The sequence below is a fragment of the Pseudomonas sp. MPR-R2A5 genome, assembly GCF_058793055.1.
The window spans coordinates 88591-106472 of sequence record NZ_JBXAFK010000024.1; the positions used below are offsets into that span (position 1 = coordinate 88591).

19 protein-coding genes are annotated in these 17882 nt (G+C 61.9%); 5 read left to right on the forward strand and 14 right to left on the reverse strand.

What is annotated here, in order from left to right; genetic code table 11:
• Window positions 1-4: 4 nt before the first annotated feature.
• From lipB to AC1Q6I_RS18240, 11 genes are all read right to left on the reverse strand, one after another.
• The gene (gene lipB / locus AC1Q6I_RS18190; RefSeq protein ID WP_024077574.1) at window positions 5-652 is read right to left on the reverse strand and encodes a lipoyl(octanoyl) transferase LipB; all 648 of its coding nucleotides are present in this window, start codon (window positions 650-652) and stop codon (window positions 5-7) included.
• A complete protein-coding gene (locus AC1Q6I_RS18195; protein ID WP_024077575.1) occupies window positions 652-927 on the reverse strand; it encodes a DUF493 domain-containing protein in 276 nt (91 codons plus the stop codon). The genes lipB and AC1Q6I_RS18195 overlap by 1 nt, the downstream gene beginning before the upstream one ends.
• 85 nt (window positions 928-1012) lie before the next feature.
• Window positions 1013-2170 carry a D-alanyl-D-alanine carboxypeptidase family protein gene (locus tag AC1Q6I_RS18200; RefSeq protein ID WP_010562459.1) on the reverse strand — a complete coding sequence of 386 codons (1158 nt, stop codon included), beginning with the start codon at window positions 2168-2170 and terminating at the stop codon, window positions 1013-1015.
• Window positions 2171-2354: 184 nt separating this feature from the next.
• Complete coding sequence (locus tag AC1Q6I_RS18205) at window positions 2355-3353, reverse strand: septal ring lytic transglycosylase RlpA family protein (RefSeq protein WP_024077576.1); 999 nt, start codon at window positions 3351-3353, stop codon at window positions 2355-2357.
• The gene (mltB, locus tag AC1Q6I_RS18210) at window positions 3353-4363 is read right to left on the reverse strand and encodes a lytic murein transglycosylase B (protein ID WP_024077577.1); all 1011 of its coding nucleotides are present in this window, start codon (window positions 4361-4363) and stop codon (window positions 3353-3355) included. Before mltB ends, AC1Q6I_RS18205 begins: the two co-directional genes overlap by 1 nt.
• 17 nt (window positions 4364-4380) lie before the next feature.
• Window positions 4381-5484 carry a rod shape-determining protein RodA gene (rodA, locus tag AC1Q6I_RS18215; protein ID WP_051448934.1) on the reverse strand — a complete coding sequence of 368 codons (1104 nt, stop codon included), beginning with the start codon at window positions 5482-5484 and terminating at the stop codon, window positions 4381-4383.
• 31 nt (window positions 5485-5515) lie between these two features.
• A complete protein-coding gene (mrdA, locus tag AC1Q6I_RS18220; RefSeq protein WP_024077579.1) occupies window positions 5516-7414 on the reverse strand; it encodes a penicillin-binding protein 2 in 1899 nt (632 codons plus the stop codon).
• Between the two features lie 15 nt (window positions 7415-7429).
• Window positions 7430-7897 carry a 23S rRNA (pseudouridine(1915)-N(3))-methyltransferase RlmH gene (rlmH, locus tag AC1Q6I_RS18225; RefSeq protein WP_003176297.1) on the reverse strand — a complete coding sequence of 156 codons (468 nt, stop codon included), beginning with the start codon at window positions 7895-7897 and terminating at the stop codon, window positions 7430-7432.
• Between the two features lie 9 nt (window positions 7898-7906).
• Window positions 7907-8401, reverse strand: a complete 495-nt coding sequence (gene rsfS, locus AC1Q6I_RS18230; RefSeq protein WP_003176298.1) for a ribosome silencing factor — start codon at window positions 8399-8401, stop codon at window positions 7907-7909.
• Between the two features lie 69 nt (window positions 8402-8470).
• Entirely contained in the window at window positions 8471-9115 is a 645-nt protein-coding gene (nadD, locus tag AC1Q6I_RS18235; protein ID WP_041161029.1) for a nicotinate-nucleotide adenylyltransferase, read from the reverse strand.
• Window positions 9115-10380 carry a glutamate-5-semialdehyde dehydrogenase gene (locus tag AC1Q6I_RS18240; RefSeq protein WP_102624173.1) on the reverse strand — a complete coding sequence of 422 codons (1266 nt, stop codon included), beginning with the start codon at window positions 10378-10380 and terminating at the stop codon, window positions 9115-9117. The genes nadD and AC1Q6I_RS18240 overlap by 1 nt, the downstream gene beginning before the upstream one ends.
• A 174-nt stretch (window positions 10381-10554) precedes the next feature.
• On the opposite strand from AC1Q6I_RS18240, the gene AC1Q6I_RS18245 reads away from it, so the two are divergent.
• Entirely contained in the window at window positions 10555-11238 is a 684-nt protein-coding gene (locus tag AC1Q6I_RS18245) for a DNA-3-methyladenine glycosylase (protein ID WP_102624174.1), read from the forward strand.
• A 134-nt stretch (window positions 11239-11372) separates the two neighbouring features.
• Entirely contained in the window at window positions 11373-12689 is a 1317-nt protein-coding gene (locus AC1Q6I_RS18250; RefSeq protein WP_024077583.1) for a bifunctional DedA family/phosphatase PAP2 family protein, read from the forward strand.
• Here AC1Q6I_RS18250 and AC1Q6I_RS18255 read toward each other — a convergent pair.
• The 3 genes from AC1Q6I_RS18255 to AC1Q6I_RS18265 are packed head-to-tail and all read right to left on the reverse strand — an operon-like array spanning window position 12683 to window position 14373.
• Complete coding sequence (locus AC1Q6I_RS18255; RefSeq protein ID WP_024077584.1) at window positions 12683-13276, reverse strand: LON peptidase substrate-binding domain-containing protein; 594 nt, start codon at window positions 13274-13276, stop codon at window positions 12683-12685. The genes AC1Q6I_RS18250 and AC1Q6I_RS18255 overlap by 7 nt on opposite strands.
• 21 nt (window positions 13277-13297) lie before the next feature.
• On the reverse strand, window positions 13298-14014 hold the full coding sequence (locus AC1Q6I_RS18260; RefSeq protein WP_024077585.1) for an LrgB family protein: 717 nt from the start codon (window positions 14012-14014) through the stop codon (window positions 13298-13300).
• Window positions 14011-14373 carry a CidA/LrgA family protein gene (locus AC1Q6I_RS18265; protein ID WP_069077075.1) on the reverse strand — a complete coding sequence of 121 codons (363 nt, stop codon included), beginning with the start codon at window positions 14371-14373 and terminating at the stop codon, window positions 14011-14013. The genes AC1Q6I_RS18260 and AC1Q6I_RS18265 overlap by 4 nt, the downstream gene beginning before the upstream one ends.
• Window positions 14374-14661: 288 nt before the next feature.
• Between AC1Q6I_RS18265 and AC1Q6I_RS18270 the strand changes: the two genes are divergently transcribed.
• The 3 genes from AC1Q6I_RS18270 to AC1Q6I_RS18280 all read left to right on the forward strand — a co-directional run bounded on the left by AC1Q6I_RS18270 (window position 14662) and on the right by AC1Q6I_RS18280 (window position 17614).
• A complete protein-coding gene (locus tag AC1Q6I_RS18270; protein ID WP_024077587.1) occupies window positions 14662-15117 on the forward strand; it encodes a MaoC family dehydratase in 456 nt (151 codons plus the stop codon).
• A 105-nt stretch (window positions 15118-15222) separates the two neighbouring features.
• Window positions 15223-16941 (forward strand): C13 family peptidase, encoded by a 1719-nt coding sequence (locus tag AC1Q6I_RS18275; protein ID WP_024077588.1) that lies wholly within the window; start codon window positions 15223-15225, stop codon window positions 16939-16941.
• 31 nt (window positions 16942-16972) lie between these two features.
• Window positions 16973-17614, forward strand: a complete 642-nt coding sequence (locus tag AC1Q6I_RS18280; protein WP_024077589.1) for an oxidoreductase — start codon at window positions 16973-16975, stop codon at window positions 17612-17614.
• Window positions 17615-17882: the final 268 nt, after the last annotated feature.

Here is a 17882-nt window from a genome sequence, read left to right on the forward strand (position 1 = left end):
ATAATCAGTCGATTCCGCCCGTGAGGGTCGTCTGCTCAGCATAGTCGAGGTGTTTGACGAGCTGCGCACGCAGCCGGGCACTTACCTCGGCAAATTTAATCGGTGTGGCGTGGTCGCTCAGTTGGGTCATCGCCAGCCCGGCATAACCGCACGGGTTGATGCGCCGGAACGGTGCCAGGTCCATGTCCACGTTCAGGGCCAGGCCATGAAAGGAACAACCGTGGCGAATCCGCAAACCGAGGGACGCGATTTTCGCGCCGTCCACATACACACCGGGTGCATCGGGCTTGGCCGCGGCGCTCACGCCATAACTGGCCAACAGCTCGATCAGGCAAGCCTCCATGCGGCTCACCAGGTCGCGCACGCCAAAACCCAGCTTGCGCACGTCCAGCAGCAGGTAAGCCACCAGTTGACCGGGCCCATGGTAAGTCACTTGCCCCCCTCGGTCGACCTGCACCACCGGAATATCCCCCGGCAGCAGCAGATGTTCGGCCTTGCCGGCCTGGCCCTGGGTGAACACCGGCGGGTGCTCCACCAGCCAGATTTCATCGGGCGCCGAAGTGCCGCGCTCATTCGTGAACCGCTGCATGGCGTGCCAGACGGGCTCGTAGTCCATCCGGCCGAGCTCGCGAAAGCCCAGGACCTGTGGCATCACAGCACCATGTGCACGAAGCCGGTGGCCCGCAGTTCGCTGTTGATGTCGTAGAGCTGGTCTTGACCGGTCGCAACGATGTGCAGCTGGATCGTGGTGTATTTACCGTTGGAGCTCAAACGCTCGTCCACCCGGTTGTCATTGATCGTCGCGTGTTTACGCACGATCTGAAGAATCGTGTCTTTGTTGCCTACACCGGTATCGCTGATCACCTTGACGGGATAATCCACGTTTGGGAATTCGATCTTTGGCGCCTTTACTTCTTTATCGGTCATGGCGTAACGGCCTCGTAAGCGTAAGCCGTGGCGACGGGCAAAGCCCCGTGTCGGATCAACACGGGGCTTTGCAGGTGCACACTTATCAGTTGAACAAGCTGTAGAAGAATAGACGGATGCTATCCCACACGCGGCGGAAGATACCACCTTCGTCGACGGCGTCCAGGGCGATCAGGTCGGCGCTGTGCACCACCTTGTCGTCCAGCTTCACTTCGACTTTACCGATCACATCACCCTTGGCGATTGGTGCAACCAGATGCGGGTTCATGGTCATGCTGGCAGCGAGCTTTTTCAGCTGGCCTTTAGGCATGGTCAGGGTCAGGTCTTCAGCCAGGCCAGCCTTGACTTGCGAGGTCGCGCCTTTCCAAACCGGCGCGGTCGCCAGTTCAGCACCCTTCTGGTAGAAGGTCTGGGTTTCGAAGAAGCGGAAGCCGTAGGTCAGCAGTTTTTGCGTCTCGGCGGCACGCGCCTGCTCGCTGTTGGTGCCGAAGACCACGGCGATCAGGCGCTGGCCGTCACGCACGGCGGACGACACCATGCAGTAGCCGGCTTCTTCAGTGTGGCCGGTCTTCAGACCGTCGACAGTCTTGTCGCGCCACAGCAGCAGGTTGCGGTTAGGCTGCTTGATGTTGTTCCAGAAGAATTCCTTCTGGGAGTAGATCGCGTAGTGCACCGGATCGACACGAATGATCGCGCGCGCCAGGATCGCCATGTCATGTGCCGACGAGTAGTGCTCAGGGTTCGGCAGACCGGTCGGGTTCATGAAGTGGCTATTGGTCATGCCCAGGTCGGCCACGGTTTTGTTCATCATGTCGGCGAACGCGTCTTCGCTGCCGGCGATGTGCTCGGCCAGGGCGACGCTGGCGTCGTTACCGGACTGGATGATGATGCCGTGCAGCAGGTCGCTCACCGTTACTTGGGAGCCAACCTTGATGAACATGCGCGAACCGCCGGTACGCCAGGCGTTTTCGCTGACGGTCACCGGGTCGTTCTCGCCGATCTGGCCGCGACGGATTTCCAGGGTCGCGATGTAGGCAGTCATCAGTTTGGTCAGGCTGGCCGGCGGCAGGCGCTGGTCACCGTTGTTCTCGACCAGCACGTTGCCGCTGGCGGCATCCATGAGGACCCAGGCCTTGGCGGCCAGTTGCGGTGAAGCCGGCACCATTTCAACCGCCCAGGCGGCCGGGGTGATGATCAGCGAGATAAGCAGGCACGTGCGTTTGGCTAAGGTGGTGATGTTCATCCGTCTCTCGAAATTACTTATGGAAACTTGCCCTCGCGGGCAAAACTCATTCAGACAGCCCGTTGCCAGACTGTCACGTATTCGGTTGCCCGCTCACCCCTTGCCCCTGGGTTTTTATTGTTCAACGAGCCAACAACCAGGGTTCGGACCCGCGCACGGGCCCGAACCATCTATCTTTTGGTACTTATTCGGCGGTGACCACACTGGGTTGCCCCAGGTTGGCCAGGCGCACGCTGTTCTGCACTTGCGCAACCTCGCTCGGCGAACCGATCGGGCCCATGCGCACGCGGTGCAGAGTTTGCTGGTTACGCACGATGGAGCTGATGAACACCGGCGCGTTGACCATGCTGCTCAACTTGGACCTTAACAGTTCTGCCGCGTCCGGGTTGGCGAAAGCGCCCACTTGCAGGTATTGGCCGCCGGCGGTAGAAGCCCCCGGCGCGGCATGCGGCACGACGACAGTATCTGGGGCGTGCTGTGCCGGTGGTGGCGTCCACTGCTCGATCTTGCCAGCCGAAGCGGTCACCTGCGGTTGCGGCGTCTGCGGCTCATTGAGCATCAACGGTGCGGGCTTGCCACGCTGGGCCCAGTACTGCGCCGGGTCGATGCCTTCGACCTTGACCCGCGCGGTTCCGGTTTCGGCATAGCCGAGTTTCTTCGCGGCAGCGTAGGACAAGTCGATGATCCGGTCTGAATAGAACGGTCCACGATCGTTGACCCGCAGGATCACCGTACGGTTGTTGTCCAGGTTGGTCACGCGTACATAGCTGGGCAGCGGCAGCGTCTTGTGGGCCGCGCTCATGCCATACAGGTCATACACTTCGCCGTTGGCGGTGTTCTGGCCGTGGAACTTGGTGCCGTACCACGACGCCGTGCCCGACTGCACATAGGTCTTGGAGTCCTGCAGCGGGAAGTAGGTCTTGCCCAGCACGGTATACGGGTTGGCCTTGTAGGCGCCGGTATGCAGGGTGGGCGTGGCATCCGGGATTTTCGACACGTCGACATCCCACCACGGCGCGCCATCTTTGTGCGCGCGGTTGATGTCCAGGCCCGGCTGGGAACGAATCGCGCTGCCGCCCGACTTCTGCGCCGGACCGCGACTGGTGGAGCAACTGACAACCAGCAAGGACAACGCGGTGAACGCCACCAGCTTGAGCGGTTTATTGAACAGCGATGCCCGCATTACTTGTTGCCCCGTGCTTGGACCAGCATGTCTGACAGCTGATGTACGGCCATGGCGTACATCACACTGCGGTTATAACGCGTGATTGCGTAGAAATTCTTCAGGCCCATCCAGTATTCCGGGCCGTTTTCGCCTTCCAGGCGGAAGGCCGTCACCGGCATGTCATCACGTGGCGCATTCTGACTCGACCAGCCCAGCGCCCGCAACTCCCCGACGGTCTTGACCGGTTCGATCCCCTGGGTCAAGCCTTCATCGGCCCGCTCCCCGCTGACCTCGGCGCGAACCACCACGGGTTCGCCCCCGACCCAGCCATGGCGCTTGAAGTAGCTGGCCACGCTGCCAATGGCGTCGTCCGGGTTGCTCCAGATATTGATATGCCCGTCGCCGTCGAAATCCACTGCGTAGGCGCGGAAACTGCTCGGCATGAATTGCGGCAGGCCCATGGCCCCGGCGTAGGACCCCTTGAGGGTCAGCGGGTCGACTTGCTCTTCGCGGGCCAGCAGCAGGAATTCGCGCAGTTCCTTGCGGAAGAACTCGGCGCGGGGCGGGTAATCGAAGCCCAGGGTCGACAAGGCGTCGATCACCCGGTAGCTGCCAGTATTGCGCCCGTAGAAGGTTTCAATGCCGATGATCGCCACGATGACCTGGGCCGGCACGCCATATTCCTGCTCGGCGCGGGCCAGCACGGCCTCATGCTGGCGCCAGAAGTCCACGCCGCGGGCCACGCGGGCGTCGGTGAGGAACATCGGGCGATAGTCCTTCCATTGCTTCACGCGTTCGGCGGGGCGGGAGATGGCGTCGAGGATCGCCTGCTTGCGCTGGGCTTCGCGGAACACGCCCATCAGCTGTTCACCGGCAAAACCGTAGTCGCGGGTCATTTCACCGACAAATTCGGCGACCTGGGGTGAACCATCGTAGTCACCGGCCTGCGCCTCTTGCGTTGCCCCCAGCAGCCCAATCAGGCTCATCCAGGACGCATGCCGAGTCGCCCAGCCGCGCATTACTTGCATTGACATCTTCACCTTATTCAAACCTGAGCGATCCACTTGCGATGCGTATGAATCGACATCAAAACCCCAAACGCTGACAGCAATGTCACCAGCGAAGTTCCGCCGTAGCTAATAAACGGCAATGGCACCCCAACCACCGGCAGCAGGCCACTGACCATACCGATGTTGACGAAAACGTAAACAAAAAAAGTCATGGTCAGGCTGCCGGCAAGCAATTTGCCGAACAGTGTCTGCGCCTGGGCGGTAATCACCAGGCCGCGACCAATCAGCAACAGGTAGATCAGCAACAGGGCGCAAATGCCGACCAGGCCGAACTCCTCGCCCATCACCGCAATAATGAAGTCGGTGTGGCTCTCAGGCAAAAAGTCCAGGTGCGACTGCGTGCCCAGCAGCCAACCCTTGCCAAATACGCCACCGGAACCGATGGCGGCTTTCGACTGGATAATGTTCCAGCCGGTGCCCAGCGGGTCGCTCTCGGGGTCGAGGAAGGTCAGGATCCGCTGCTTCTGGTAGTCGTGCATAAAGAAGAACCACATGGCCACAGCCACCGGGATGGCAGCCGCCAGCACGCTGAGGATCCAGCGCCAGCGCAACCCCCCCATAAACAGCACGAACGCACCGCCGGCCAGGATCAGCAGCGATGTGCCGAGGTCCGGCTGGCGCACGATCAGGACAAACGGCACGCCGATCAGGATCAGGCTGATCCCCACGTGCTTGAGCTGCGGCGGCAAGGTGCGCTTGGACAGGTACCAGGCGATAGTCGCCGGCATCAGGATCTTCATGAATTCCGACGGCTGGAAGCGAATCACCCCCGGAATGTTGATCCAGCGGGTCGCGCCCATGGCGTTGTGGCCCATCACGTCCACCACCACCAGCAGCAATACGCCAGCGACGTAGCCCAGCGGCACCCAGCGCGCCATGAAACGCGGCTCAAGCTGGGCGATCACCACCATCGACAACAGGCCCAGGCCGAACGAGGATGCCTGCTTGATCAGCAGGTCCCAGTTCTTGCCACTGGCCGAATACAGCACGAACAGGCTGCCGGCGGCCAGGGTCAGCAGCAGAATCAACAGCGGGCCATCAATGTGCATGCGTTGCAGCAACGTCGCGCGACGACGCATCACATCCTCGCTGGAGAGGATGCGATCAAAATTACTCTTCACTGGCCGTAACCTCGGTGCTTGAAGGGGGGCCGCCATATTCCGGCTTGAGCTTGCCGTCGTCGGCCAGTAACCAGGCATCCATGATCTGCCGCACCACAGGCGCGGCGACACCGGAGCCGGACTCACCGTTCTCGACCATCACCGCCACCACGATCTTCGGGTCGTCAGCCGGGGCGAAACCCACAAACAAGGCGTGGTCGCGGTGGCGCTCCTGGACCTTGGAGCGGTCATATTTCTCACCCTGCTTGATTGCCACGACCTGGGCGGTACCGCTCTTGCCGGCAATGCGGTATTGCGCACCGAGGGCCGCCTTGCGTGCGGTCCCCCGGGCGCCGTGCATCACTTGCTGCATGCCGTGGTTGACCTTGGTCCAGTCGGACGGGTCGCGCAGCACAATATCCGGGATCGGGTTTTCATCCACCGGCTTCTCGCCTTCGATGGTCTTGGCCAGGTGCGGACGGTTCCAGATGCCTTTGTTGGCCACCAGCGCGGTGGCTTGGGCCAACTGCAAAGGCGTGGCCTGCATATAGCCCTGGCCGATACCGAGGATCAAGGTTTCGCCAGGGAACCACGCCTGGCGGCGGGTCGCGCGCTTCCATTCCCGCGACGGCATCAGGCCGGGGGACTCTTCAAACATGTCCAGGGAGACTTTCTGACCCAGGCCGAACTTGCCCATGTAGGCGGACAAACGGTCGATCCCCAGCTTATGGGCCAGGTCGTAGAAATAGGTGTCGTTGGAGCGCATGATCGCGGTATCCAAATCGACATAGCCGTCACCGGTGCGGTTCCAGTTACGGTATTTGTGATCGTAGTTGGGCAGCATGTAGTAGCCGGGGTCGAACACGCGGCTCGACGCCGTCACCACGCCTGCATCCAGGCCGGCAATCGCCACCGCCGGTTTGATGGTCGAACCCGGTGGGTACAGGCCACGCAGCACACGGTTGAACAGTGGACGGTCAATGGAGTCACGCAGTTCGGCGTAGGCCTTGAAGCTGATGCCGGTCACAAACAGGTTGGGGTCGAAACTCGGCTGGCTGACCATGGCCAGCACTTCGCCCGTCCTCGGATCCAGTGCCACCACCGCACCGCGACGGCCGCCAAGCGCCATCTCGGCCGCCTCCTGCAACTTGATGTCCAGGCTCAGCACGATGTCCTTGCCCGGTACCGGATCGGTGCGCTTGAGCACCCGCAGCACGCGGCCGCGGGCGTTGGTCTCGACTTCTTCGTAACCCACCTGGCCGTGCAGCTCGGGCTCGTAGAAACGCTCGATGCCGGTCTTGCCAATGTGGTGGGTGCCGCTGTAATTGACCGGATCGAGGCTTTTCAGCTCTTTTTCGTTGATCCGCCCCATGTAGCCGACGGAGTGGGCAAAGTGCGGCCCTTGCGGGTAATGCCGCACCAACTGCGCCACCACCTCCACACCCGGCAGGCGGAACTGGTTCACCGCGATGCGTGCAATCTGCTCTTCGGTCAGCTCGAACAGGATCGGCACCGGCTCGAACGGCCGACGCCCCTGCTTCATACGCTTCTCAAAGATCACCCGGTCTTCCGGGGTCAGTTGCAGTACTTCGACGATAACGTCGAGGACCTGCTGCCAATCGCCGGAACGCTCGCGGGTCATGCTCAGGCTGAAGCTGGGCCGGTTATCCGCTACCACCACGCCATTGCGGTCGAAAATCAGGCCACGGGTCGGTGGAATCGGTTGCACATGCACCCGGTTGTTTTCCGACAATGTGGAGTGATAGTCGTACTGGATCACCTGCAGGAAATACAGACGAGCGATCAGCACCCCAATCAGCGTCACCACCATGATCGCGCCAAACACCACGCGCGCGCGTACCAGACGTGCGTCTTTCTCGTGGTCCTTGATGCGGATCGGCTGGGTCATCGGGAGGGGCGCAGATTATTTGTGATAAGGGTGCCCGGACAGGACTGTCCAGGCGCGATACAGCTGTTCACCGATCAGAATCCTTACCAACGGGTGCGGCAGCGTCAGCGCCGACAGCGACCAGCGCTGGTCCGCCCGCGCGCAGACTTCCGGCGCCAGCCCTTCGGGGCCACCGACCATGAAGTTGACGGTGCGCGAGTCCAGGCGCCAGCGATCCAGTTCCACCGCCAACTGCTCGGTGCTCCAGGGTTTGCCGTGCACTTCGAGGGTGACGATGCGCTCGTTGGGGCCGACCTTGGCCAGCATGGCTTCGCCTTCCTGACGGATAAAGCGCGCCACGTCGGCATTCTTGCCCCGGGTATTGAGCGGTATTTCCACCAGTTCCAGCGACAGCTCGGCGGGCAGACGCTTGGCATACTCGTGCCAGCCTTCCTCCACCCACTTGGGCATGCGTGAACCGACAGCAATCAGACGCAGGCGCACAGCCGTTCCTTATTCCTGGTCTTTGTTGAGCTTGTCGAAGTGCGCGTGGCCCACTTCCGGGCTGTGGTGCTTGCCATCAGCGGCGCGGCTCTGCTCGGCGCCTTTCCACAGACGTTCCAGGTCGTAGAACTGACGGGCGTTGGACGTCATCATGTGAACGATCACGTCGTCCATGTCCAGCAGCACCCAGTCGCTGTCGCCCTTGCCTTCTTCACCCAGCGGCTTGACGCCTTGGGCCTTCACGGCTTCGCGAACCTTGTCGAGCATCGCGCCGATCTGGCGGTTGGAGGTACCCGTGGCGATGATCATGAAGTCGGTGATGCTCTGCTTGTCGCGCACGTCCAGGACCTGGATGTCCTGGGCCTTCACGTCTTCCAGGGCGGCAACGGCGACTTTTACCAGTTCTTCGCCAGCCAGCTCCGGGCCAACATGGGCTTCAACCGGCAGCGGCGCGCTTTTGAACGTGCCTTTGCGTTTTACTTTGCTTACGTCTTTGTTCGTCATAAAAAACTCGTTTTGCTCGTATGTTCGGGAGCTTGCTGCACGACTATTCGTGCGTTCAAGCGCGCCTTTTCAGTTCGACGCACGGTAAAGCCCGTGCGCATCGATGTAGGCCAGGACCGCGTCAGGCACCAGGAAACGTACCGACTTCCCGCTGGCCAGCAGTTGACGGATCTGGGTGGCAGACACCGCAAGCGGGGTCTGCCAGACGAATGCAATATTCCCGTTCGGCCCGGTCAGGGCCAAGGGGTCACTTACCGACCGCGCGGCCAGCAGGTTGCGCAAGGCATCCGGCGGTTCGCTGTCGGCATCCGGGCGTTGCAGCACCAGGATGTGGCAATGCTGGAGGAGTTCCTCCCAACGATGCCAAGAGGGCAGGCCGCAAAATGCGTCCCAGCCCAAAAGCAGAAACAACTGGTCATCTGCCGCCAGTTCAGCGCGCATCAGTTCCAGGGTGTCGACAGTGTAGGACGGTTTATCGCGCTTGAGCTCACGATCGTCCACCACCAGCGGCGGTATACCGGCAACGGCCAGGCGTACCATCTCCAGGCGTTGCTGCGCAGACACCTGCGGCGTATCGCGATGCGGCGGCCGGGCATTGGGCGCCAGGCGCAGCTCATCCAGCGCGAGGGCATCCGCGACTTCCAGGGCGCTGCGCAAATGGCCGATGTGTACGGGGTCGAAGGTACCGCCGAGCAGCCCGATGCGTTTAGCCATCAAGTGCGCACATGACCGTCGCCGAACACTACGTACTTCTCGCTGGTCAGGCCTTCCAGGCCAACCGGGCCGCGTGCGTGGAGCTTATCGGTGGAAATACCGATCTCAGCCCCCAGGCCATACTCGAAGCCGTCGGCAAAACGCGTCGAGGCGTTGACCATCACCGAAGCGGAATCCACTTCGTTGAGGAAACGCCGGGCATCGCTGAAATGCTCGGTAACAATGGCGTCGGTATGCTTGGAGCCGTATTGGTTGATGTGTTCGATGGCCTGGCCCAGGTCGTCAACGATGCGGATCGACAGGATCGGTGCCGTGTACTCGGTGTACCAGTCTTGTTCAGTCGCTTCGATCACGTCGCTGCCGAGCAGCGCACGGGTACGCTCGCAGCCGCGCAGTTCCACGCCCTTGTCACGGTAGATGGCAGCCAGTGGCGGTAGCACGCGCTCGGCAATGCCGGCGTGCACCAGCAGGGTTTCCATGGTGTTGCACGGGGCGTAGCGGTGGGTCTTGGCGTTATCGGCGATACGGATTGCCTTGTCGATATCGGCGGCAACGTCGATGAACACGTGGCACACGCCATCCAGGTGCTTGATGACCGGCACCTTGGCATCACGGCTGACGCGCTCGATCAGGCTCTTGCCACCGCGCGGCACGATCACGTCGACGAATTCCGGCATGGTGATCAGCGCGCCAACCGCTGCGCGGTCGGTGGTTTCCACCACTTGCACCACTTCGGCCGGCAGTTCGGCCACGGCCAGGCCCTGCTGGATGCAGGCTGCGATGGCGCGGTTGGAATGGATCGCCTCGGAACCGCCACGCAGGATGGTGGCATTGCCAGACTTGAGGCACAGGCTCGCGGCGTCGATGGTCACGTTCGGGCGCGACTCATAGATGATGCCGATCACGCCCAGGGGCACGCGCATCTTGCCGACCTGGATGCCGGACGGCAGGTAACGCATATCACGGATTTCACCGATGGGATCAGGCAGCTTGGCCACCTGACGCAAGCCTTCGATCATGTCGTCGATACGCGCCGGGGTCAGTGCCAGGCGATCCAGCAGGGCCGGCTCCAAACCATTGGCGCGGCCGTTGGCCAGGTCCAGTTCGTTGGCGGCGGCCAGCTCGGAGCGCGAGGCATCCAGAGCATCGGCGGCGGCCAGCAGGGCACGGTTCTTCTGCGCGGTGCTCGCACGGGCGATCAACCGCGAGGCCTGACGGGCAGCGCGACCCAGGCGGGTCATGTAGTCAAGAACGGACTCAGTCATGGTCAGGGAGTCTTGGCAAAGAGGAAAGCGGCAGATTATAGCTGTGACGCCGCCCGACTGACAGCGGTGTGGGGCGGATGGTCGAAATGAACTGTAAAAACCTGGGGTTCAGCCGTAATTAAGGTGGGAGTTGTTATTATTCCGTCACATTTAGCCGTAATAACCCTGAACGCCATGTCCAGTTTTACCCCCCAACTCCCCGCCAGCGCCCTGCCCGACGGCTTCTTCGACCGCGATGCACAACTGCTTGCACGGGAATTGCTCGGAAAAATCATTCGCCACCGCGTCGGCGATATCTGGCTTTCAGCGCGAATTATTGAAACCGAAGCGTATTACGTGGCCGAAAAAGGCAGCCACGCCTCCCTCGGCCACACAGAAAAGCGTAAGGCTTTGTTTCTGGATGGCGGGCATATCTACATGTACTACGCCCGTGGCGGTGATTCGCTGAACTTCAGCGCCCAGGGACCGGGCAATGCCGTGCTGATCAAGTCGGCCTATCCCTGGATTGACGAACTCTCAGGTCCCGCCAGCCTGGCGCAGATGCTGTTGAACAACCCGAATGCCGACGGCAGCCCCCGCCCCTCGCAGAAGCTTTGCGCGGGCCAGACCTTGTTGTGCAAGGCGCTGGGTTTGAAAGTCCCGATGTGGGATGCCAAGCGCTTCGATCAGGAACAGCTCTATGTAGAAGACATAGGCCAGGTGCCGACGCAGATTATCCAGACCACCCGCCTGGGCATTCCCAGCGGCCGCGATGAACACCTGATGTATCGCTTCGTCGATGCCGGCTATGCGCCCTACTGCACACGGAACCCGCTGCGTCGCGGCCAGGTCGAAGGCCGCGACTACTTTCTGGTTTGAACACTATCGCCGCAACACAGCGGTGGGTCAGCGACACATCTGCGGCCTGTTACACCGTTATCGGGAGCAAGCCCCCTCCCACATTAAATCTTCAGCGTTTCGCGTTATGTATGACATAGAGGGAGTGACGTTTTATGGGCCAATGGCTCGATAGCATTACCGGCTGGCTGACCCTGAACCCGCAATGGCTGGCGGCGGCGGTGCTTATCGTGGCGTGCGTGGAATGCCTGGCCATTGCCGGGCTGATCGTGCCGGGCACCGTGTTGTTGTTTGCCATTGCGGTGCTGGCCGGCAGCGGGGCGCTGTCGTTGAGTGAAACCTTGCTGATGGGCTTCCTCGGCGGACTACTGGGCGATGGGGTTTCCTACTACCTGGGGCGGCATTTCCATCAGAACATTCGCCGTCTGCCCGGCCTGCGCCATCATCCGGAATGGATGAACGGTGCCGAGACCTACTTCCACAAGTACGGCATCGCCAGCCTGTTGGTCGGCCGTTTCATCGGCCCGCTGCGGCCGATGCTGCCAATGGTCGCCGGCATGTGCGACATGCCGTTCCCACGTTTCGCCGCCGTGAGCATTCTGGCGGCGGCGGGTTGGTCGGTGGCCTACCTGATACCCGGCTGGGCGACCGGTGCCGCGTTCCGCCTACCCTTGCCGGAAGGGTTCTGGCCAGAGGCGGGCGTGGTCACGGCCTGCCTGGCGGTATTGATCGGGCTGTGCTTGAACAGCAGCCTGCGAGGCCATCGTCGGGCAACCTTGTGGATTGGGTGTGCCAGCCTGACGTTGTTGATCGCGCTGTTCATCGGCTACCCCCACCTCAACGATTTCGACCAGGGCCTGAGCGCACTGGTGCAGGAGCACCGCAGCCCATGGCTGGACGAGGTGATGGTGCGCATCACCCAACTGGGTGAGTTCAAGAAGATGTTCGTCGCCAGCGCCGTGTTCACCGGCCTGCTGTTACTGGCGCGACAATGGCGGCATGCGGTGTTTGTCGGTGTCACGCTGGCAGGGGCGGCGTTGATCAACACCGCGACCAAGCTGTTTTTTGCCCGTGGCCGACCGGAAATCCTCACCGACCCCCTGACCAGCTTCAGCATGCCCAGCGGCCATGCCTCTGGTGCGTTCGCGTTCTTCCTGGCGCTGGCGGTATTGGCCGGTCGCGGGCAACCCACGCGGATGCGCCTGACCTGGATGCTGCTGGGGTGTATCCCCGCCGCCTTCATTGCGCTGTCACGGGTCTATTTGGGCGCCCATTGGCCCACCGACATCCTGGCCGGTACGTTGCTGGCGATGACGGTGTGCGCCTTCAGCCTGAACGCCAGCCAGTACCGCAGCCCATTGCCGGCCATGCCCCAAAAAACCTGGTGGCTGCTGCTGCCGGCGCTGGTGGCGGTGCTGAGTTTTATCGCGCTTGCCGGCATGTCCCATGCGCTGCTGCGCTATGCCTATTGAGTGAATAGCTCGCCCTGCAACTCGTCGAGCAGCATCTGGATCGCATCCAGCCGCTGCTGTGGGTCGTCGAGTTGCAGAAGGTCGATCTTGTCGGCCTCGGTGAACGGCAGCAGATACGCCAGCTGATTGCCCAGCGCCTGCTGGCCATCGGCGTGGGTGCCCATGTCCAGCGAGGCGACCATCGGGTGTTCGGCCAGGGCCTGGAGCAAGGCCAGCAGGTCGGCGTCCTCTTCTTCCAGCGCCTGGTCCGGCAGTTCTTCCAGCCATTGCACCTCGGCCACCAGCAACTGGTCCTTCTGCACCCCGGCGTCACGCACACGGAAACGGCGACCGCCTTCGACACGAATCCCCAGCAGGCCGTTATCCTGCTGCTTGAAGTCGCGGATCAGCGCTTCACAGCCGATCAGCGCGTAGCCATCCGGGGCCATGCCGACTTCCTGGCCGTCGAGGATGCACACCACGCCGAAGCTTTCGCCCTTTTTCATACAACGGCTGATCATGTCCAGATAGCGCGCCTCGAACAGTTGCAAGTCGAGGGTGCAGCCGGGGAACAGCACGGTATTGAGCGGGAACAGCGCCAGACTCATAAAGGTTTCCTTAAACCCGGTTTAAACAATTACCGACACCGCCAACGGCAGGAACACCGCCGTGGCCACGCCCATCAGACTCATGGCGAGCGCCGCAAAGGCGCCGCACTCTTCGCTTTCCTGCAAGGCCACCGAGGTGCCGACCGCATGCGCGGTCATGCCCAGGGCCATGCCGCGCGCCTCGGGGCTGTGTACGCCCAGTCGCGACAGGTATGCCGGACCGATCATCGCACCGATGACCCCGGTGATCAGCACAAACACCGCGGCCAATGCGGCGACACCGCCGATCTGCTCAGCCACCAGCATGGCGATCGGCGAAGTCACCGATTTGGGCGCCATGGTCATCAGCATCATGTGTTCGGCACCAAACCACCAGCCCAGCAGCACACACAGGCCAGTGGCCAATACGCCACCTATCACCAGCGTAGTAAAAATCGGCCAGAACAACTGCCGAATCCGCCGCAGGTTCAAATAGAGCGGCACTGCCAGGGCCACCGTCGCCGGGCCGAGCAGGATGCCCATGATCTCGGTGCTCTTGCGGTATTCGGCGTAGCTCAGGCCGCAACTGAGCAACACGCCAATCACCAGCAGCATGGAGACCAGCACCGGTTGCAGGAAAATCCAGCGAGTTTTCTCAAAGCCCGCCAGCACCAGTTGATAGGCGCCGAGGGTGATACCGATGCCGAACAGAGGGTGATGAATCACCGCCGCCCACGCGCCCTGCCAGTCGAAGGTCATTGTTCCTCCTCCTGTTGCGCCTGGCGCTTGACCAGCTTTTGCATCAGCACGCCGACAAACCCCATGGCGATCACCAGCGACAGCACCAGTGCGCCGACAATGGCCCAGAAGTCCGCGGCGATGTCCTTGGCATACACCATCACCCCCACCGCCGGCGGCACCAGCAGCAACGGCAGGTAACGCAACAGGCTGCTGGCCGCCAGGCTCAACGGTTCACCGACTTCGCCGCGCCATACCAGGTAGCCCAGCATCAGCAACAGGCCAATGATCGGCCCCGGCAGTACCGGCACCAGCAAATGATTGATCGCGGTGCCGATCAATTGAAACAGCACCAGCCATGTCAGACCGCGTAACAGCATCCGTTCTCCCCCCCTCAAGGCTCGCCCGCATTATAAGCATGCCCGCTCTATGCTCCGGCATTCGCCATAAGCATGGTGGGTTGACCGGGCGGGTAGCCCATGATGATCTACATTGGTTCTCTGTAACCCCAAAAAAACAGCAACTGCCTCCCTCTGGAGTGAGATTGCTCGCGAAAGACTCGAGTGCGCCGCGCCGAACCAGAAAAGCCGGCGTTATCGTTAACGACCTTCGTGAGCAAGCTCGCGCCTGCAGCGGAGGGACAAACCGATGAACCAAGGAGAGACGCAATGCCCTATGTACCCGTAGCGCAGCTCAAAGATTATGTCGGCAAGGAACTGGGACGTTCCGAATGGCTCACCATCGACCAGGCCCGAATCAACCTGTTCGCCGAAGCCACTGGCGACCATCAGTTCATCCACGTCGACCCGGTCAAGGCCGCGCAAACGCCGTTCGGCAGCACCATCGCCCACGGGTTCCTGTCGCTGTCGCTGATGCCCAAGCTGTTGGAAGACATCCTGATCATGCCCGAGGGCCTGAAGATGGCGGTCAACTATGGCCTGGACAGCGTGCGCTTTATCCAGCCAGTGAAGGTCAACTCCAAGGTGCGCCTGAACGTCACCCTCACGGACGTCACCGAGAAAAAACCGGGCCAATGGCTGTTCAAGGCCACCGCCACCCTGGAAATCGAAGGCCAGGAAAAACCCGCTTACATCGCCGAGTCGTTGTCGCTCTGCTTCGTGTAAGCCCTTCCCTGTGGTGAGGCACTGAAACTCACCACAGGGTATGTAAATTTATGTAAGAAACTCGCAGCTACGGCATACTCGGCGCTCAATTATCCGGATCCCGCTATGCGCCCACTTGCTCCCCTTGCCCTTGCCCTGTTGCTCACCGCTTGCGGAGACGGCGAATCGCTGTTGCCGCCCGATGCGCGCCTGCCCGACGGCGGCCGCTACCGGGGTGATGTGGTCAATGGCTTGCTGCAAGGCCAGGGCCGCGTGGACTATCCAAACGGCAGCTGGTACGCCGGCCAGTTCGACCAAGGCCAGTGGCACGGCCAGGGCGAATGGCACGGCAGCAACGGCGAAGTCTATAAAGGCCAGTTCAAGCAAGGCCTGTTCGATGGCCAGGGCAGCTTGAGCACGGCGGGCAGCCACTATGTGGGCGGCTTCAAGAACGGTCGACGCAACGGCGAAGGCACCCTCAAAGAGGGGCAAATGACCTATCGCGGCGAATTCAAGGACGACCAGTACTCCGGCCTCGGTCGCCTGGAGCTGGCCGACGGCAGCCAATACCAGGGCCAGTTCGCCCACGGCAAACCAAATGGCGAAGGCCAGCGCAACGACGACAGCGGCAATCAGTTCAGCGGCCACTTCGTCGATGGCCAACTGGAAGGCAACGGCACGTTCAACAGCGCTGACGGCGACATTTATGTCGGCCAGTTCAAGCAGAACCAGCTCAATGGCAAGGGCCGTTATGAAAACGCCGACGGCGACGTGTGGATCGGCCAGTTCAAGGAAGGCGCCCTGAGCGGCAAGGGCGAATTGATTGGCGTGGACGGTAGCCATTATGTCGGCGAGTTCGCCGACTGGCGCTTCAGCGGCGAAGGCCGCCTGAACCTGACCGATGGCAGCTTCTATATCGGCGGCTTCGACAGCGACAACTACCAGGGGCGTGGCACCCTGGTGCTCACCGACGGCACCGTGCAGGCCGGCACCTGGGTCAATGGCATGCGCGTGCGGGATGCCGACGGCAAGTTGCTGCCCGACCCGCTGGAAATTGGCGTGCTCGCCCAGGGCCGCTTGCTCGAAGCCGCCCTCGCCGCCGTACCCGCCTCCACCCCGGCCGTGGAGCTGTACACCCTGGCCGTGGCCGGTGACGGTAAACAAAGCGTGTTCCTGCGCGAAGCGGACTACGTCAGCAATATGCTCGCCACCCGCTTCGGTGCCCGGGGGCAGATCCGCCTGGTCAACCACCGCGACCATATTGCCGACCGCCCCCTGGCCACCCGCGAAAGCCTGCGCCGCGCGGTGCAGACCCTCGCCGAACGCAGCGGGCCGGAAGACCTGGTGTTTATCTACCTGACAAGCCACGGCACCCACGAACATGAACTGGTGCTGGACCAGCCGCGCATGGAGCTGGCCGACCTGCCTGCCGATGAGCTGGCCGCCGTGCTCGCGCCGCTGAAGAACCGCGACAAGATCATCGTGATCTCCGCCTGCTACTCCGGCGGTTTCATCCCGGCACTGAAAGACGAACACACCCTGATCATGACCGCCTCCCGCGCCGACCGTGTGTCGTTCGGGTGCTCCGAGGAAGCCGACTTCACCTACTTCGGCGACGCCCTCTTCGCCCAGGCCTTCAACCAGACCGACGATTTGCAGCAAGCTTTCAAACTGGCGCAACTGCACGTGAGCGAACGCGAACAGGCGGACAACTTCGAGCCTTCCGAACCGCAGATGTGGGCCCCCAAAGGCGTGATCGCCCATTGGCAATTATTACGCAAACAGCAGGCACGAAAGGCGCTCGAAAGCGTCTCAATGAATAGCAAGGAAGCCAAAGGCAACTAAGCTGAACTGTGTAACAAGGGGGGGAAAAACCATGTACCTGACACCTCAGCATATCCTGCTCGCGGGCGCCTCCGGGCTTACCGGCGAGCACCTGCTTGACCGCCTGCTCAACGAACCCACCGTAACCCGCGTGCTGGCGCCCAGCCGCAAACCGCTGGCTGAACACCCGCGCCTGGAAAACCCGGTAGGCGACCCGGCGGTGCTCCTGCCGCAACTGAGCGGCCAGGTGGATATTGCCTTCTGCTGCCTGGGCACCACCATCAAGAAAGCCGGATCGGAAGAGGCCTTCCGTGCCGTTGACCTGGATATGGTCGTGGCCTTCGCCAAGCGCGCCCGGGAAATGGGCGCGCGGCACTTGATCGTGATCAGTGCGATTGGCGCCGACCCGAAATCCTCGGTGTTCTACAACCGGGTCAAAGGGGAAATGGAACAGGCGCTCAAGGCCCAGGACTGGCCGCAACTGACCATCGTGCGGCCTTCGCTGCTACTGGGGGAACGTGTTGAGCCGCGCCTGGCCGAGCAATTGGCCGGGCCGTTGTCACGCCTGATTCCAGGCAAGTACCACGGCATTGAAGTGTGCGAACTGGCCCGCGCCATGTGGCGCCTGGCGCTGGAAGAGCAGGACGGCGTGCGGGTGGTGGAGTCGGATGAGTTGCGCAAGCTCGGTAAATAAAGCCGGACACACAGCAAAATGTGGGAGGGGGCAAGCCCCAATGCCCGTCAGTTAAGGAAGAACACTGTAACTGTGGCGAGCGGGCTTGTTGTGGCGAGCGGGCTTGCCCCGCGTTGGGCTGCGCAGCAGCCCCAATCAATCGAAATGCGGAGTATCAGGCACTCCTCAGCGGCTGGTTCTGGGGCTGGTTCTGGGGCTGCTTCGCAGCCCAACGCGGGGCAAGCCCTAATGCCGTTCAGTTAAGCGTACATCGCCTTCTGTAGGAGCG

Coding starts and splice junctions, on each gene's coding strand:
- rodA (WP_051448934.1), bottom strand. CDS start 5,484: ATGCGTCGTCGCGCGACGTTGCTGCAACGCATGCACATTGATGGCCCG.
- AC1Q6I_RS18265 (WP_069077075.1), bottom strand. CDS start 14,373: ATGCTGTTACGCGGTCTGACATGGCTGGTGCTGTTTCAATTGATCGGC.
- AC1Q6I_RS18205 (WP_024077576.1), bottom strand. CDS start 3,353: ATGCGGGCATCGCTGTTCAATAAACCGCTCAAGCTGGTGGCGTTCACC.
- nadD (WP_041161029.1), bottom strand. CDS start 9,115: ATGGCTAAACGCATCGGGCTGCTCGGCGGTACCTTCGACCCCGTACAC.
- AC1Q6I_RS18200 (WP_010562459.1), bottom strand. CDS start 2,170: ATGAACATCACCACCTTAGCCAAACGCACGTGCCTGCTTATCTCGCTG.
- rsfS (WP_003176298.1), bottom strand. CDS start 8,401: ATGACGAACAAAGACGTAAGCAAAGTAAAACGCAAAGGCACGTTCAAA.
- AC1Q6I_RS18270 (WP_024077587.1), top strand. CDS start 14,662: ATGCCCTATGTACCCGTAGCGCAGCTCAAAGATTATGTCGGCAAGGAA.
- AC1Q6I_RS18240 (WP_102624173.1), bottom strand. CDS start 10,380: ATGACTGAGTCCGTTCTTGACTACATGACCCGCCTGGGTCGCGCTGCC.
- AC1Q6I_RS18280 (WP_024077589.1), top strand. CDS start 16,973: ATGTACCTGACACCTCAGCATATCCTGCTCGCGGGCGCCTCCGGGCTT.
- AC1Q6I_RS18275 (WP_024077588.1), top strand. CDS start 15,223: ATGCGCCCACTTGCTCCCCTTGCCCTTGCCCTGTTGCTCACCGCTTGC.
- AC1Q6I_RS18260 (WP_024077585.1), bottom strand. CDS start 14,014: ATGACCTTCGACTGGCAGGGCGCGTGGGCGGCGGTGATTCATCACCCT.
- AC1Q6I_RS18245 (WP_102624174.1), top strand. CDS start 10,555: ATGTCCAGTTTTACCCCCCAACTCCCCGCCAGCGCCCTGCCCGACGGC.
- AC1Q6I_RS18255 (WP_024077584.1), bottom strand. CDS start 13,276: ATGAGTCTGGCGCTGTTCCCGCTCAATACCGTGCTGTTCCCCGGCTGC.
- AC1Q6I_RS18250 (WP_024077583.1), top strand. CDS start 11,373: ATGGGCCAATGGCTCGATAGCATTACCGGCTGGCTGACCCTGAACCCG.
- mrdA (WP_024077579.1), bottom strand. CDS start 7,414: ATGACCCAGCCGATCCGCATCAAGGACCACGAGAAAGACGCACGTCTG.
- lipB (WP_024077574.1), bottom strand. CDS start 652: ATGCCACAGGTCCTGGGCTTTCGCGAGCTCGGCCGGATGGACTACGAG.
- mltB (WP_024077577.1), bottom strand. CDS start 4,363: ATGCAAGTAATGCGCGGCTGGGCGACTCGGCATGCGTCCTGGATGAGC.
- AC1Q6I_RS18195 (WP_024077575.1), bottom strand. CDS start 927: ATGACCGATAAAGAAGTAAAGGCGCCAAAGATCGAATTCCCAAACGTG.